The sequence below is a fragment of the Pseudomonas sp. 3MA1 genome, from assembly GCF_029237275.1.
Lineage (GTDB): Bacteria > Pseudomonadota > Gammaproteobacteria > Pseudomonadales > Pseudomonadaceae > Aquipseudomonas > Aquipseudomonas fluorescens_AP.
This window is the reverse complement of sequence record NZ_JAACFX010000015.1, coordinates 11,539-26,259: the sequence shown is the minus strand read 5'-3', so window position 1 is coordinate 26,259 and position 14,721 is coordinate 11,539. Positions and strand designations below refer to the sequence as shown.

12 protein-coding genes are annotated in these 14,721 nt (G+C 64.7%); 8 read left to right on the top strand and 4 right to left on the bottom strand.

Annotation, left to right across the window (positions count from 1 at the left end; all coding sequences use genetic code 11):
• Positions 1–72: 72 nt before the first annotated feature.
• Positions 73–291: a hypothetical protein gene (locus tag GWQ44_RS27895; RefSeq protein ID WP_060843700.1), complete on the bottom strand. Its 219-nt coding sequence runs from the start codon at positions 289–291 to the stop codon at positions 73–75.
• Positions 292–351: 60 nt separating this feature from the next.
• A complete protein-coding gene (gene ccoN, locus GWQ44_RS27890; RefSeq protein WP_275928780.1) occupies positions 352–1,779 on the bottom strand; it encodes a cytochrome-c oxidase, cbb3-type subunit I in 1,428 nt (475 codons plus the stop codon).
• Positions 1,780–2,045: 266 nt separating this feature from the next.
• Here ccoN and GWQ44_RS27885 point away from each other — a divergent pair, with 266 nt between their 5' ends.
• The 3 genes from GWQ44_RS27885 (at position 2,046) to GWQ44_RS27875 (ending at position 5,174) form a co-directional block, all read left to right on the top strand.
• Positions 2,046–3,719 (top strand): nitrite/sulfite reductase, encoded by a 1,674-nt coding sequence (locus tag GWQ44_RS27885; RefSeq protein ID WP_103742336.1) that lies wholly within the window; start codon positions 2,046–2,048, stop codon positions 3,717–3,719.
• On the top strand, positions 3,716–4,210 hold the full coding sequence (locus GWQ44_RS27880; protein WP_047304598.1) for a DUF934 domain-containing protein: 495 nt from the start codon (positions 3,716–3,718) through the stop codon (positions 4,208–4,210). The genes GWQ44_RS27885 and GWQ44_RS27880 overlap by 4 nt, the downstream gene beginning before the upstream one ends.
• A 292-nt stretch (positions 4,211–4,502) precedes the next feature.
• On the top strand, positions 4,503–5,174 hold the full coding sequence (locus GWQ44_RS27875) for a DUF3313 domain-containing protein (protein ID WP_275928779.1): 672 nt from the start codon (positions 4,503–4,505) through the stop codon (positions 5,172–5,174).
• Positions 5,175–5,216: 42 nt separating this feature from the next.
• Here GWQ44_RS27875 and GWQ44_RS27870 read toward each other — a convergent pair whose 3' ends face one another.
• The gene (locus tag GWQ44_RS27870; RefSeq protein WP_275928778.1) at positions 5,217–6,197 is read right to left on the bottom strand and encodes a DUF3829 domain-containing protein; all 981 of its coding nucleotides are present in this window, start codon (positions 6,195–6,197) and stop codon (positions 5,217–5,219) included.
• Complete coding sequence (locus tag GWQ44_RS27865; protein WP_275928777.1) at positions 6,194–7,819, bottom strand: J domain-containing protein; 1,626 nt, start codon at positions 7,817–7,819, stop codon at positions 6,194–6,196. Before GWQ44_RS27865 ends, GWQ44_RS27870 begins: the two co-directional genes overlap by 4 nt.
• Positions 7,820–8,189: 370 nt before the next feature.
• Between GWQ44_RS27865 and GWQ44_RS27860 the strand changes: the two genes are divergently transcribed.
• The 5 genes from GWQ44_RS27860 to GWQ44_RS27840 all read left to right on the top strand — a co-directional run bounded on the left by GWQ44_RS27860 (position 8,190) and on the right by GWQ44_RS27840 (position 14,665).
• Positions 8,190–8,633: a polyketide cyclase gene (locus GWQ44_RS27860; RefSeq protein ID WP_016963122.1), complete on the top strand. Its 444-nt coding sequence runs from the start codon at positions 8,190–8,192 to the stop codon at positions 8,631–8,633.
• 51 nt (positions 8,634–8,684) lie between these two features.
• Entirely contained in the window at positions 8,685–9,362 is a 678-nt protein-coding gene (locus GWQ44_RS27855; RefSeq protein ID WP_179601470.1) for a type 1 glutamine amidotransferase domain-containing protein, read from the top strand.
• Positions 9,363–9,568: 206 nt separating this feature from the next.
• Positions 9,569–10,069 (top strand): thiol peroxidase, encoded by a 501-nt coding sequence (gene tpx / locus GWQ44_RS27850; RefSeq protein WP_016963124.1) that lies wholly within the window; start codon positions 9,569–9,571, stop codon positions 10,067–10,069.
• A 178-nt stretch (positions 10,070–10,247) separates the two neighbouring features.
• Complete coding sequence (locus GWQ44_RS27845) at positions 10,248–11,570, top strand: MdtA/MuxA family multidrug efflux RND transporter periplasmic adaptor subunit (RefSeq protein WP_275928776.1); 1,323 nt, start codon at positions 10,248–10,250, stop codon at positions 11,568–11,570.
• Positions 11,567–14,665: an MdtB/MuxB family multidrug efflux RND transporter permease subunit gene (locus GWQ44_RS27840; protein WP_275928775.1), complete on the top strand. Its 3,099-nt coding sequence runs from the start codon at positions 11,567–11,569 to the stop codon at positions 14,663–14,665. The genes GWQ44_RS27845 and GWQ44_RS27840 overlap by 4 nt, the downstream gene beginning before the upstream one ends.
• Positions 14,666–14,721 lie beyond the last annotated feature (56 nt).

Genomic DNA, 14,721 nt, shown 5'->3' with positions numbered 1-14,721 from the left:
GCGAAAGCGGCCACCGGTCATGTGCACGTCTTGCGGGCCTCTTCGCCGGCAAGCCGGCTCCTACGGAGTGCATTACATGTCCAGGTTGATCCATCCCGGCTTGGGCTCTTCCGGCGCCACGGCATTGATCTTCTTACCCGTGGCCAACTCCACCCGGCGGGCCACGTCGGGATCATCGGCAAAGGGAATCAGGCTGGCGTCATCCAGGCTCTTGGCGCTCTGGTGGCGCAGGCAGTACTCGATGCAGAGGTAGAGAAACGCCACCCCCAGCAGGTTGAACAGAATATCCATCGGTCGTCCGGCTCCCTGAAAAAAAACGCCGGTCACTGGGACCGGCGTGGACTGGTTGGGTCAGGCGATCTGCGCGTCGCTCAGGGCCAGTTTTTCATCGGCCACGCGTACGGTGCGCCAGGTGTTGTAGGCCATCAGCAGCATGCCGCTGAGGAAGAACACGCCACCGGCAAAACGCACCACGAACCCCGGATGGCTGGCCACCAGGGCCTCGACGAAGGAGTAAGTGAGGGTGCCGTCTTCGTTGACCGCACGCCACATCAGGCCCTGGGTGATGCCGTTGACCCACATCGAGGCGATGTAGAGCACTGTGCCGATGGTGGCGAGCCAGAAGTGGGTGTTGATCAGGCCGATGCTGTACATCTGCTCGCGACCAAATACTTTGGGCACCATGTGGTAGATGGCGCCGAAGGTGATCATTGCCACCCAGCCCAGGGCCCCGGCGTGAACGTGGCCGATGGTCCAGTCGGTGTAGTGGGAGAGGGCGTTGACGGTCTTGATCGCCATCATCGGGCCTTCAAAGGTGGACATGCCGTAGAACGCCAGGGACAGCACCAGGAACCGCAGGATCGGGTCGGTGCGCAACTTATGCCAGGCCCCGGAGAGGGTCATCATGCCGTTGATCATGCCGCCCCAGCTGGGGGCCAGGAGAATCAGCGACATGGCCATGCCCAGGGACTGGGCCCAGTCCGGCAGCGCGGTGTAGTGCAAGTGGTGCGGGCCGGCCCAGATGTACAGGGTGATCAGCGCCCAGAAGTGCACGATGGACAGGCGATAGGAGTACACCGGGCGTCCCACTTGCTTGGGCACGAAGTAGTACATCATCCCGAGAAAGCCCGTGGTCAGGAAAAAGCCCACGGCGTTGTGCCCGTACCACCACTGGACCATGGCGTCGGTGGCCCCGGAATACACCGGGTAGGACTTGAACCAGTCCACCGGGATCGACAGGTGGTTGACCACGTGGAGCATGGCGATCACCAGGATGAAGGCGCCGAAGAACCAGTTGCCGACATAGATGTGCTGGCTCTTGCGCCGCACCACGGTGGTGAAGAAGACGATCGCGTAGGCTACCCAGACCACCGCCATCCACACCGCGCCGGCGAATTCGATCTCGGCGTATTCCTTGGTGGTGGTGTAGCCCAGGGGCAGGGTGATCAGCATGATCACGATCACCGACTGCCAGCCCCAGAACGTGAAGGCGGCGAGGGTGTCGGAGTACAGCCGTACCTGGCAGGTGCGCTGTACGGCGTAGTAGCTGGCGGCGAACTGGGCGCTGCCGGCGAAGCCGAAGATCACCAGGCTGGTGTGCAGCGGCCGCAGGCGGCCGAAGGTGCTCCAGGGCAGATCGAGGTTCATCTCCGGCCACACCAGTTGCGAGGCGATCCACACCCCCATGGCCATGCCGATCACGCCCCATACCACGGTTGCGACGACGAATTGGCGAACCACCTTGTAGTTGTAAGCCTGTCCGATTGTTGCTGAGTTCATGGTCAATGCTTCCACGGTTGCAAAGTCTTGCCAGGCCACCCGGTCTGGCACGGGGTGCACTGTAGGAATCAGCGGGGAAACAAAACAGGCTCAGAAAAACTGCATTAATACGGATCAGATTTATCTCGCGTATACGGGATCGCCGTGATGGCTGATATGGTTTTTTAGTTTTTACCTGAATCTGTAACGTTCTGCGCCGCACGCGCATAGTCGCCCCCTCACAGCACGCGCCGTTAGAGCACGACCAGTTTCGATGAGGTAGGGATATGTATCAGTACGACGAATATGACCGGGCCCTGGTCTTTGAGCGGGTGGCACAGTTTCGCGATCAGGTCGAGCGCTTCATGGGCGGCCAGCTGAGCGAGGAGGAGTTCCTGCCTCTGCGCCTGCAGAACGGCCTCTATATGCAGAAGCATGCGTTCATGCTGCGGGTGGCGATTCCCTACGGCACCCTGAGTGCCCGGCAGATGCGCACCCTGGCCAGCATCGCCCGGGACTTCGACCGCGGCTACGGCCATTTCACCACCCGGCAGAACCTGCAGTTCAACTGGATCGAGCTGGCCCAGGTGCCGGACATCCTGCAGCGTCTGGCCGAGGTCGAGATGCACGCCATCCAGACTTCCGGCAACTGCGTGCGCAACATCACCACCGAGGCCTTCGCCGGGGTCGCCGCCGATGAATACCTGGACCCGCGCCCGCTGGCCGAGATCCTCCGGCAGTGGTCCACCATCAACCCGGAATTCCTGTTCTTGCCGCGCAAGTTCAAGATCGCCATCTGCTCGGCCAGGCAGGACCGCGCGGCGATCATGATGCATGACATCGGTCTGTACCTGTACCGCGACCGCCGTGGCCAGATGCTGCTGCGGGTGATCGTCGGTGGCGGCCTGGGGCGCACGCCGATCCTCGGCCTGCAGATCCGCGACGGCTTGCCCTGGCAGCATCTGCTGTCCTATGTCGAGGCGGTGCTGCGGGTCTACAACCGCTACGGCCGGCGCGACAACAAGTACAAGGCGCGGATCAAGATCCTGGTCAAGGCCCTGGGCATCGAGGCCTTCGCCAAGGAAGTGGAGGAGGAGTGGCAGCACCTCAAGGACGGTCCGGCGCAGCTCACCGACGAGGAGTACCAGCGGGTAGCCAGCGCCTTTGTGCCGCCGATCTACGAGCGCCTGGCGGACACCGACCTGGACTACGGCAGTCACCTGGCCGAGTCGCCGGCCTTCGCCCGCTGGGTGGCGCGCAATGTGCACCCGCACAAGGTGCCGGGCTACACCTGCGTGGTGCTGTCGACCAAGCCGGGGCCCAGCTCGCCGCCGGGGGACGTCACCGGGCAGCAGATGGAGGCAGTGGCCGACTGGTCCGAGCGCTTCGGTTTCGGCGAGATCCGCATCGCCCATGAACAGAACATCGTCCTCCCGGATGTGCCCAAGTCGCAGTTGTTCGAGCTGTGGCAGCGGGCCTCTGAGCACGGCCTGGGCACCGCCAACGTCGGCCTGCTGACCGACATCATCGCCTGCCCGGGCGGCGACTTCTGCGCCCTGGCCAACGCTCGCTCGCTGCCGATTACCCTGGCCATCCAGCAGCGTTTCGACGACCTGGACTACCTCCACGACCTGGGGGACATCAGCCTGAATATTTCCGGCTGCATGAATGCCTGCGGCCACCACCACATCGGCAATATCGGCATCCTCGGGGTCGACAAGAACGGCAGCGAGTGGTTCCAGGTCACCCTGGGCGGCGCCAAGGGCACGGACAGCGCCCTGGGCAAGGTGATCGGCCCGTCCTTCAGCGCCGAGGAAATTCCCGAGGTGATCGAACGCATCATCGCCACCTTCGTGCGTTACCGCGAAAGCGACGAACCCTTCGTCGACACCCTGCAGCGCATCGGCCTGGAGCCGTTCAAGGAGCGGGTCTATCCCAAGGCTGCGGAGGCGCTGGCATGAACAATCTGCTGCGTCTGCATGAAGGTGAAGCCCAGTTGGTGGAGGACGATGCCTGGAGCCTGGTGCGCGAAGTCGACGAGGCGCTGCCCGAGGGGCCGTTGATCCTGCCCCTGGCTCTGTGGCTGATGCGCCGTATCGAGCATCACCCGGCCCGGGACGGGGTGTGGATCGGGCCGGACGACGAGGTGGAAAGCCTCAAGCCCTGGCTCAAGCTGATCCCGCTGATTGCCGTGGACTTCCCGAGCTTTCGCGATGGCCGGGGCTACAGCCAGGCTTACCTGCTGCGCACGCGGCTGGGCTGGATGGGCGAGTTGCGCGCCATCGGCGACGTGCTGCGCGACCAGCTCAGCCACATGCGCCAATGCGGCTTCGACAGCTTTGCCGTGCGCGAAGACAAATGCGCCCTGGATGCCCTCAAAGGGTTGGCGGGCATGAGCGTGCTGTATGGCCGTTCGGTGATCGAGCCGCGCCCCTTGTTCCGCCGCCGCTGACCGCCCTGGCGCAGGAGCCGGCTTGCCGGCCAAGGGGCCGGCGAACCTTGCGCCGGCCTGAGTAGCACCCGCTCCTGCGGGTTTTACGCCACGCGGTTTGCCCTGCAGGAGCCGGCTTGCCGGCGAAAGGGCCTGCGAGTCTCGCGCCTGGCTGACGTCCTTGAAGGCGCGAGGGCGCTCCAGGTCGCCCGGGGCAGTGGCCGATAAAAAACACGCCTTCGCCGATCGGCCTTGGCTATACCTGTAACTCCCCCTGGCCAGTTCCTGGCTGCTTCACCTACAGGAGTTACCCATGAAGCTTGTACTGATGATTGGCACGGCGTGCCTGGCCTCCCTGGCACTGGTCGGCTGCTCCAGCAACCTGACTCAGCCCGACGAGTATTCCGGGTTTCTCCAGGATTACAGCCGGCTCAAGGAGGCCAAGTCGCCCTCCGGGGTGGAGGTGATGCGCTGGATCGATCCCAAGCTGGATGTCAGCCGGTACCGGGCCATCTATATCGAATCCACCCAGTTCTACCCTCGGCCCCAGGCCACGACGAAGATTCCCCAGAGCACCCTCAACGCGATCAATCAGTACTACGACCAGGCCCTCAGGCGCGAGGCGGCCCGCAGCCTGCCCCTGGCCCAGGGCCCCGGTCCGGGCGTGGTGGTGGTCCGGGCGGCAATCACTGCGGTCAGCAGCAAGACCGAAGGCCTGAAACCCTATGAAGTGATTCCCGTGGCGCTGGTGGCGGCGGCGGTGAGCACCGCCGCCGGGATTCGCGACCAGCAGACCACCCTCGGCACCGAGGCGGTGTTTCTCGATGGCAGCAGCGGCCAGGTGATTGCCCAGGTGGTGCGCAAGGGCACCGGCAAGCCCCTGGCGAATGACAGCCAGGTGATGAAGGCCGAGGACGTGAAAAACGTCATCGACGGCTGGGCGGCGGACTTTCACCAGTCGTTCGCCAAGCTCAAGGCGCGCTAGCCGCGGTTCATCCGGCGGCGGTCCAGCGCACCGCCGCCCCGTTCAGTAATCCACCTGGGCCTGCTTGTTGTAGTAGCTGAGCAGCGAGTCGTAGGCCCGCACCACGGCGTGATAGTCCTCGCTCAGGCGCTCGGGCGCGGCCTGCTCCTGCCAGTCCTCATGCAAAGTGCGCAAGGCCCGCTGGTAGTGCAGGGCCGGCCGGGTGATCTGGCTCCACAGGTAATGGGCTGGCTGGGTGCGGCCGTTCTGCGGCCAATTGCGCAAGGGCTGCCCGGCCTCCCAGGCCTGTTGCAGATCCTCGCTGGCCTTGGCCAGTTGCAGCGGGGTCAGGGTTTTCTCGCGCACGCCCTGACTGAGCTGCTCCACCGTGAGCCGCGCCTGGATCATGTAGTTGAGCAGGTGCCAGTGGATGTCCTGTCCCAGGCGTTGCTCAAGCAAGCGCTGTTGTTCGCGGCGGGCGCCGATGTCGGCGCTGGCCAGGGCGGCGCGCAGGTCGGCGGAGGCTTGCAGGTAGCGGTCGAAGTCGGGCTGGAGCCGGGCCACGGTGGCCGGATCCTCCTCGGCCGGCATGTAGGCGCCGGGCACTGCGCTGGAATGGGCGCGACGGGCCAGGTTGGCCTGGTGCAGGGCGTCTATGTAGCGCTCGGCCAGGCCGATCAGCGGCGCATCGGGTTGCAGGTGGCGCAGGCGATAGAGCATGCGCGGTTCGCATTCGCGCGCGGGCAGGGCGTCCATGTTGGTTTTCGCGCTGTCGGCGAAGTCCCGGGCATTGTTCATCAGGTCGTCGAATGCCAGGCGCCAGGCCGATTGCGCGCCGTAGGTGTAATAGCCCAGGCGCCAGGGCACGTCGTACTGGTTGACGCAGTCGATCAGTGGCGCTCGGGCCGCGGCCTCGGCGCTGGCGCGGCTGTCCAGGCCGGCCAGCCAGAGTTCGAAGCGGGCGATCGGGGCGCCGGCGCCCAGGAGGGCAAACAAGCCGAAAATCAGCGCGCAGCCGAAAATCAGCAAAGGACGCTGGCTCATGGCTGGGCCTCCTGGGGGTACCACTGGGCTTTTGTGGCTGGCGCCGCGCACTCGGCGACCTGGGCCGGCATGCGTGCGCACAGGCGCTCGGTCCAGGGCTGCAGGCCCTGATAGCGCCCGGCGGTGTGGCGTTCGTCGAACCATTTGAAGGTGGCAAGGGCGGTCACCAGCAGTATCAGCGCCGCGCCCAGCAGCAGGCGGCGCGGCCAGGGGTTGATGCGTTGCCAGGCGCTCAGCGGGTCGATCTGCCGTTGGCGGCCTAGGGCGACCAGTAGCTGGACCGCGAGATAAGCCGGGGCGGCCGCCGGGTGGATCACCACGCCCAGCAGGCCGCCGAGCAGCGCGGCGGGCAACAGGTCGCGGATCAGTTGCATGGAGTGATAGGGCGCGTGGCGCCACGGCAGGCGCCGGCTGAGGCGTTCGTCCCACAGCAACAGGCGCTGGCTCAGGGGCTGCCAGAGCCGCTGCAGCCCTTCGCCCGCGGCGCAGAAGCACAAGGACCAGACCAGCGTCACCCCGATCATCTCCCAGTGGCTGGTGTCTTGCCCGCTGTACGTGCTCACGGCGCCGACCAGGCAGGCCAGGACCACGCCCAGGAGCATCGGCCAGCTGTCGATGGCGTGCTCCCAGTCACGCCAGAAGTAGGGATTGCCGGCCGGCATGCCGGCGGCGATGTCCGGGTAGTCGGCGGACAGGCTCGCCGCCAGCTTGTGGCAGGCCTCCCAGTCCTGGCTGCCCAGGTGCCGGGCCCAGGCGCGGCGCTGACTGAAGCTCAGGGGCGCCAGCAACAAGCGCGCGGCGCGGTGTTGCGGGGTCATGGGCGGTTCGCTCGCCAGTTGTTGCTGGCGGGCCAGGTACAGCGGGGCCTGATGGCGTTTGAGCAGGCGCGGCCACAACAGGTCCGGGCAGCTGTTGTCGGCCGCGGATCGCCAACCCTGGCCGGCGCACAGCGCCTGGAAGATCGCCACCGACCAATAGGGGCTGTCCGCCAGCAATTGCGCGAGCCAGTGGTTGAACCATTGTCGATGTTGCAGGTGCAGCAGCCAGGGATGCGCCGAGCGCTGGGCATAGGCCTGCAGGAACGCGGTTTCATCCCTGGCCTGCAGGGCCGCGGCCAGTGGTGCCTGGACCTGTTGATACAGCTGTTGCTGCAGTTCCAGCACCAGGTATTCCGGCAGGTCCAGGCGTTGCCAGGCGCTCATCCAGCGCAGATGCTCCAAGCCCCAGCGCAGAACCGCGTCGGCCCGTGTCGTGCGTTCGACGCAATGGCGCAGCAGGGCCAGTTCGAACTCATAGGCGCAGTCCTGCTCCTGGGCCTGCTGATAACGCTGGTCGAGCTGCTCGACGTGCAGCTCCTTGAGCAGGACGGCCACCCTTTGCACCGGCGACAGCGCCCGGATCAGCGGCTCGCTGGCGGTCGGGCTGTGGCCGGCGTCGGTTTCCAGGGGCGGGTCCTGCTCCCAGTCCTTGTGGGCCAGGGCTTGTTCATAGGCCTCGCGCAAGCGCTGGAAACCTTGCGGATCTTCGTCCGGGCGGGTCTGTTTCAGCAGCTTGGCGTAGTGGCGCTTGATGGTGCGGGTGTCAGCGGTGACCGGCAGGCCGAGTAGGGTCCAGCAACTCATTGGGCGATAGAACTCCATGCGACCCGTGGCAACATCCAGACATGACTGGAGGAAAGGGCGCACCCTACCGGTTTCCAGGGTAAAAGTCCCCCGACTCGAATCCGTCTATTGAACAGCGGGAGGAGGCTGGGCCATTCAGTGCGGGTGGCATGGGGGGCGCGCGTTCTAGTCTTCTGCGCAGGGCAAGTCGCAGCGGCGTCCCCGCAAGCGGAGATGGTTGTTCAAGTGATTTGTAACTATATCCATGCTTTTTACATGGTTTAGTTAAAGTGATTTATAGATTAAAAAATACTAATAAAAACATAGCCTTACAGATGATTTGTAATGTTTAATGTGAAGTTAATGCTGGTTAAGCAAGGAGCTGTCAGCTATGCCTGTAGTGGAACGCACGACTTTTCTGCCGGGCCGCAGTCCGGCCCAGGTGCTGGATTTCTGCCTTGAAGGGGTCAATTTTCCGAAGATCTTTCCCGAGCGCGTGACGCCCTTGGGCGGCATCGACATCAATGACCTGCGCATCAGTGTCGGGCGCCAGTTCAGCTTCCTGCACTGGATGTTCGGTGTCATACCGGCGAAATGGACGGTGGTTATACGTGAGGTCGGCGAGCGGCATTTTGTCGATGAAATGCTCAAGGGACCGCTGCGCGCCTTTCGTCATGAACATCGGGTCGAGGCCGCCGAAGGGGGCACCCTGTACACCGATCGGGTGACTTATCGGGCCATCGGTGGCGCACCTTTGGAATGGTTGGTGGTCAACGCCTACATGGCGCGGATTTTCGATGCCCGGCACCGCAACATGTTGCGCTTGCTGGGCTGATCGCGTCGCTGCATTGCTGTGTTCTGTTTTCCGACTCCAAGGAGCATGCCCATGAGCAAGAAGATACTGGTGGTCCTGACCAGCGTGGCCAAATACCCCAACCTGAACCGAGCCACCGGCCTGTGGCTGGGCGAGGCGGTGCATTTTGTGAAGAAGGTCGAGGCGGCGGGCTTCGCGGTGGATTACGTCAGCCCCAAGGGCGGCTACGTGCCCATCGATCCCCACAGCCTGGCCATGGCCGACGACACCGATTGGCAGTGGTACCAGGACAGCGCCTTCATGAGCCGCCTGGGCGCCACCTTGAAACCCTCGCAGGTCCAGGCCCGGGACTATGTGGCCATCTATTACGCCGGTGGTCATGGCGTGGTTTGGGATTTCCCCGACAACCCTGAGTTGCAGGCCCTGAGCCGGGACATCTACGAGCAGGGCGGTTACGTCAGCTCGGTCTGCCATGGCGCGGTGGGTTTGCTCAACATCAAGCTGGCGGACGGTTCGTTGCTGATCGCTGGCAAGCAGGTCACCGGGTTCTCCAATGAGGAGGAGAAGCTGGTCGAGCTTGACCAGTACGTGCCCTTCCTGACCGAAACCGAACTGCTCAAGCGCGGTGCCCTGTACCAGAAGGCCGCCGCGCCCTGGGCGCCGTTCGCCGTGGAGGACCAGCGGGTGATCACCGGGCAGAACCCGGCCTCCGGCGGCCCGGTAGCGGACCTGCTGCTGGCGCACCTGTAGGAGCCGGCTTGCCGGCGAAGACGGCCGTGAGCCGGATGCAAGCTTGCAAACCGCCTTGACTGGCAAGCCCGCCCCTGCAATCGGCCTGGTTGTTGGACAATTTATCCGTGGGGCAATAGGTGCTCGCGCCGTTTCATGCTTAACTTCGGCCTCTCAAGAATTTCCCATTGCTGTTCCATCATCACTGTTCAATAAGGACTCCGTTCATGGCTCAAGTCACTCTCAAAGGCAACCCGGTACAGGTTAATGGCCAACTGCCGCAAGTCGGCTCCAAAGCGCCTGCGTTCACCCTGGTGGGCGCCGGTCTGGCCGACGTTTCCCTGAGCAGCCTCGCCGGCAAGCGCAAAGTGCTGAACATCTTCCCAAGCGTCGACACCCCGACCTGCGCCACTTCGGTGCGCAAGTTCAACGCCCAGGCCAATGAACTGGCCAACACCGTGGTGCTGTGCATCTCCGCCGACCTGCCGTTCGCCCAGGCGCGCTTCTGCGGTGCCGAAGGCCTGGAAAACGTGCAGAACCTGTCGACCCTGCGCGGCCGCGAGTTCATCGAAAACTACGGCGTGGCCATCGCCGACGGCCCGCTGGCCGGCCTGACCGCCCGCGCGGTGGTGGTGCTGGATGAAAACGACACCGTGCTGCACAGCGAGCTGGTCAAGGAAATCGCCGAGGAGCCGAACTACGACGCGGCCCTGGCCGTGCTCAAGTAACAGCTTTTACAATTATTCACGGCCTGGCTCTGTCCAGGCCGTTTTTATTTGTGCTTCAGTGGCTTAGCGCCGCACCTTAAAACGTCAGTCAAAGGTAAATTGCCGGTAAAGGCGCTTTGCTAAAACCGCTCTAGTGCTTATCTTTCAGCCTTCCCCAAAGAAGACTCCCACGCGCCCAATGGTTGATCACTCCATGCAATCCTCTGCTCCCCGCAACTCTCGTCGCTGGCTGTTCGGCCTGTTTGTCCTGCTGCTGGTGGCCGGCTTGTGCTGGAAATTCTGGCCCGCCGGCAGCGCCCCCAAAGAGGCTGCACAGGTGAAGGCCGCGGCCGGGCATACAGGACGCAGCGGCAGCCTGCGCCCTGGCTTCGGCAGTGCCAGCGGGCCGATCCCGGTGCGCGTGGCGCCGGTGACCCAGGGGGATTTCGCGGTGTACTTCAAGGCCCTGGGCACGGTGACCGCGTTGAACACCATCAATGTGCGCAGCCGGGTAGCGGGGGAGCTGGTCAAGGTCAATTTCGAGGAAGGGCAGATGGTCAAGGCCGGCGACCTGCTGGCGCAGATCGATCCGCGTCCCTACCAGAACGCCTTGCTCCAGGCCGAAGGCACCTTGCTGCAGAACCAGGCCCAGCTGAAGAACGCCCAGGTCGACCTTGAGCGCTACCGCGGCCTGTATGCCCAGGACAGCATCGCCAAGCAGACCCTGGACACCGCCGCGGCGCTGGTGGGCCAGTACCAGGGCACGGTCAAGACCAATCAGGCGGCGGTCAACGACGCCAAGCTCAACCTCGAATTCACCAATATCCGCGCGCCGATCGCCGGGCGCGTGGGCCTGCGCCAGCTGGACGTGGGCAACCTGGTGTCGGCCAATGACACCACGGCGCTGGTGATCATCACCCAGACCCAGCCGATCAGCGTGGCCTTCACCTTGCCGGAGAACAGTCTGGACACCGTGCTCAAGCGCTACCACAGCGGCGCCAAGCTGCCGGTGGAAGCCTGGGACCGGGGCGATGTGAAGCTGCAGGCCAGCGGCGTGCTGCAGAGCCTGGACAACCAGATCGACACCACCACCGGCACCCTGAAGTTCAAGGCGCGCTTCGATAACCGCGACCAGGGCCTGTTCCCCAACCAGTTCGTCAATGTGCGGCTGCTGGCCGACACCCTGAAGAACGTGGTGCTGGCGCCTTCGGCGGCGATCCAGTTCGGCACCAATGGCACCTTCGTCTACGCCCTGGATGGCGACAACAAGGTGAAGATCCGTCAGCTCAAGGTGGGCGACAGCAACGGCGAGTCGACGGTGATCAAGGACGGCCTCAAGGCCGGTGACCGGGTGGTGATGGAAGGCACCGACCGTCTCAAGGACGGCAGCGAGGTGGAAGTGGTCAACGACAGCGCGGCTGTGCCCACCACCCCCACCGAACACCTGCAGGGCAAGCCCGCCGGTGCGCCGGCCGCGGATGGCAAGCCGGCTGATGGCAAGGCGCAAAAGGTCGGCGCATGAATTTCTCGCGGCTGTTCATCCTTCGCCCGGTAGCCACCACCCTGAGCATGCTGGCCATTGTCCTGGCCGGCCTGATCGCCTATCGCCTGTTGCCGGTGTCGGCCTTGCCCCAGGTGGATTACCCGACCATCCGGGTCATGACCCTGTACCCCGGGGCCAGCCCGGACGTGATGACCAGCGCGGTCACCGCGCCCCTGGAGCGTCAGTTCGGGCAGATGCCGGGCCTGACCCAGATGGCCTCCACCAGCTCCGGTGGCGCTTCGGTGCTGACCCTGCGCTTCAGCCTCGACATCAATATGGACGTGGCCGAGCAGCAGGTGCAGGCGGCGATCAACGCCGCCACCAACCTGTTGCCCAAGGACCTGCCGGCGCCGCCGGTGTACAACAAGGTCAACCCGGCGGACACCCCGGTGCTGACCCTGGCCATTACCTCCAAGACCATGCTGCTGCCCAAGCTCAACGACCTGGTGGACACGCGCATGGCGCAGAAGATCGCCCAGATCAGCGGCGTCGGCATGGTCAGCATCGCCGGCGGCCAGCGCCAGGCGGTGCGGATCAAGGTCAACCCCGAGGCCCTGGCGGCCAACGGCCTGAACCTGGCGGACGTGCGCACCTTGATCGGCGCGTCCAACGTCAACCAGCCCAAGGGCAACTTCGACGGCCCGACCCGGGTGTCGATGCTCGATGCCAACGACCAGCTGACCTCGCCCAAGGACTACGCCGAGCTGATCCTGGCCTATAAAAATGGCGCGCCCCTGCGCCTGAAGGACGTGGCCGAGATCGTCGACGGTGCCGAGAACGAGCGCCTGGCGGCCTGGGCCAACGAAAACCAGGCGGTGCTGCTGAATATCCAGCGCCAGCCCGGGGCCAACGTGATCGAGGTGGTGGACCGGATCAAGGCGCTGCTGCCGAGCATCACCGACAACCTGCCGGCGGGCCTGGACGTGACCGTGCTCACCGACCGCACCCAGACCATCCGCGCCTCGGTCAAGGATGTGCAGCACGAACTGTTGATCGCCATCGCCCTGGTGGTGATGGTGACCTTCCTCTTCCTGCGTCGGGCCAGCGCCACCCTCATTCCTTCGATTGCCGTGCCGCTGTCGCTGATCGGCACCTTCGGCGTGATGTACCTGGCCGGTTTCTCGGTGAACAACCTGACCCTGATGGCCCTGACCATCGCCACCGGTTTCGTGGTGGACGACGCCATCGTCATGCTGGAGAACATCGCGCGCTTTATCGAGGAGGGCGACAGCCCGCTGCAGGCGGCGCTCAAGGGTGCTAGGCAGATCGGCTTCACCCTGATCTCCCTGACCCTGTCGCTGATCGCGGTACTGATCCCGCTGCTGTTCATGGCCGACGTGGTCGGGCGGCTGTTTCGCGAGTTCGCCATCACCCTGGCGGTGGCGATCCTGATTTCCCTGGTGGTGTCCCTGACCCTGACCCCGATGATGTGCGCGCGGCTGCTCAAGCGTGAGCCCAAGCCTGAAGAGCAGGGGCGCTTCTACCGCGCCAGCGGGGCCTGGATCGACTGGCTGATCGCAAGCTACGGGCGCAGGTTGCAGTGGGTGCTCAAGCACCAGTTCCTGACCCTGATGGTCGCCGTCGGCACCCTGGGCCTGACTGTGTTTCTGTACCTGGTGGTGCCCAAGGGCTTCTTCCCGGTGCAGGACACCGGGGTCATCCAGGGCATTTCCGAGGCGCCGCAGTCGGTGTCCTTCGCCGCCATGAGCCAGCGCCAGCAGGAACTGGCCAAGATCATCCTGCAGGACCCGGCGGTGCAAAGCCTGTCGTCCTACATCGGTGTCGACGGCGACAACGCCACCCTCAACAGCGGCCGCCTGCTGATCAACCTCAAGCCCCACAACGAGCGCGACCTGAGCGCGGCCCAGGTGATCGCGCGGATCCAGCCCGAGGTCGACAAGCTGCTGGGCATCCGCCTGTTCATGCAGCCGGTGCAGGACCTGACCATCGAAGACCGGGTCAGCCGCACCCAGTACCAGTTCAGCCTGTCGTCGCCGGATGCCGAGCTGCTGAGCCTGTGGAGCACTCGCCTGGTGGAAGCCCTGGCCCTGCGCCCGGAACTCACCGACGTGGCCAGCGACCTGCAGGACAAGGGGCTGCAGGTGTACCTGGTGATCGACCGCGATGCCGCGTCCCGGGTCGGGGTTTCGGTGTCCAACATCACCGACGCCCTGTACGACGCCTTCGGCCAGCGCCAGATCTCCACCATCTATACCCAGGCCAGCCAGTACCGGGTGGTGCTCCAGGCCCAGGCCGGCGAGCGCATCGGGCCCCAGGCCCTGGAGCAGATCCACGTCAAGACCACCGACGGCGGGCAGGTGCGGTTGTCGAGCCTGGCCCATGTCGAAGAGCGTCAGGCGCAACTGGCCATCGCCCATATCGGCCAGTTCCCGGCGGTGATGATGTCCTTCAACCTGGCTCCGGGCGTGGCCCTGGGCAAGGCGGTGAACGTCATCGAGCAGGTGCAGCAGGAGATCGGCATGCCGGTGGGCGTGCAGACCCGCTTCCAGGGCGCGGCGGAAGCCTTCCAGGCCTCGCTGTCGAGCACCTTGCTGCTGATCCTGGCGGCGGTGGTGACCATGTACATCGTGCTCGGCGTGCTCTACGAGAGCTACATCCACCCGATCACCATCCTTTCCACCCTGCCTTCGGCGGCGGTGGGGGCCTTGCTGGCGCTGATCCTCAGCGGCAACGACCTGGGCATGATCGCGATCATCGGCATCATCCTGTTGATCGGCATCGTCAAGAAGAACGCGATCATGATGATCGACTTCGCCCTCGACGCCGAACGCCACCAGGGCATGGCCCCGGAGCAGGCGATCTATCAGGCGGCGCTGCTGCGCTTCCGGCCGATCCTGATGACCACCCTGGCGGCGCTGTTCGGCGCCGTGCCGCTGATGCTGGCCACCGGCTCCGGCGCCGAGCTGCGCCAGCCCCTGGGCCTGGTGATGGTTGGCGGCCTGCTGGTGAGTCAGGTGCTGACCCTGTTCACCACGCCGGTGATCTACCTGTACTTCGACCGCCTGGGTCGGCGCTTCGGCAAGCACGAAGTCCTCCAGGAGGAGCGGGTATGAAGCGGCGCAGCGGCAAGCTGCAAGCCGCAAGCTGCAAGTTAAAGCAGAAGCAAGAG

Bases quoted from the DNA above. Each gene is read 5' to 3' on its own strand.
- GWQ44_RS27895 (WP_060843700.1), bottom strand. From the start codon at position 291: ATGGATATTCTGTTCAACCTGCTGGGGGTGGCGTTTCTCTACCTCTGC.
- ccoN (WP_275928780.1), bottom strand. From the start codon at position 1,779: ATGAACTCAGCAACAATCGGACAGGCTTACAACTACAAGGTGGTTCGC.
- GWQ44_RS27885 (WP_103742336.1), top strand. From the start codon at position 2,046: ATGTATCAGTACGACGAATATGACCGGGCCCTGGTCTTTGAGCGGGTG.
- GWQ44_RS27880 (WP_047304598.1), top strand. From the start codon at position 3,716: ATGAACAATCTGCTGCGTCTGCATGAAGGTGAAGCCCAGTTGGTGGAG.
- GWQ44_RS27875 (WP_275928779.1), top strand. From the start codon at position 4,503: ATGAAGCTTGTACTGATGATTGGCACGGCGTGCCTGGCCTCCCTGGCA.
- GWQ44_RS27870 (WP_275928778.1), bottom strand. From the start codon at position 6,197: ATGAGCCAGCGTCCTTTGCTGATTTTCGGCTGCGCGCTGATTTTCGGC.
- GWQ44_RS27865 (WP_275928777.1), bottom strand. From the start codon at position 7,819: ATGAGTTGCTGGACCCTACTCGGCCTGCCGGTCACCGCTGACACCCGC.
- GWQ44_RS27860 (WP_016963122.1), top strand. From the start codon at position 8,190: ATGCCTGTAGTGGAACGCACGACTTTTCTGCCGGGCCGCAGTCCGGCC.
- GWQ44_RS27855 (WP_179601470.1), top strand. From the start codon at position 8,685: ATGAGCAAGAAGATACTGGTGGTCCTGACCAGCGTGGCCAAATACCCC.
- tpx (WP_016963124.1), top strand. From the start codon at position 9,569: ATGGCTCAAGTCACTCTCAAAGGCAACCCGGTACAGGTTAATGGCCAA.
- GWQ44_RS27845 (WP_275928776.1), top strand. From the start codon at position 10,248: ATGGTTGATCACTCCATGCAATCCTCTGCTCCCCGCAACTCTCGTCGC.
- GWQ44_RS27840 (WP_275928775.1), top strand. From the start codon at position 11,567: ATGAATTTCTCGCGGCTGTTCATCCTTCGCCCGGTAGCCACCACCCTG.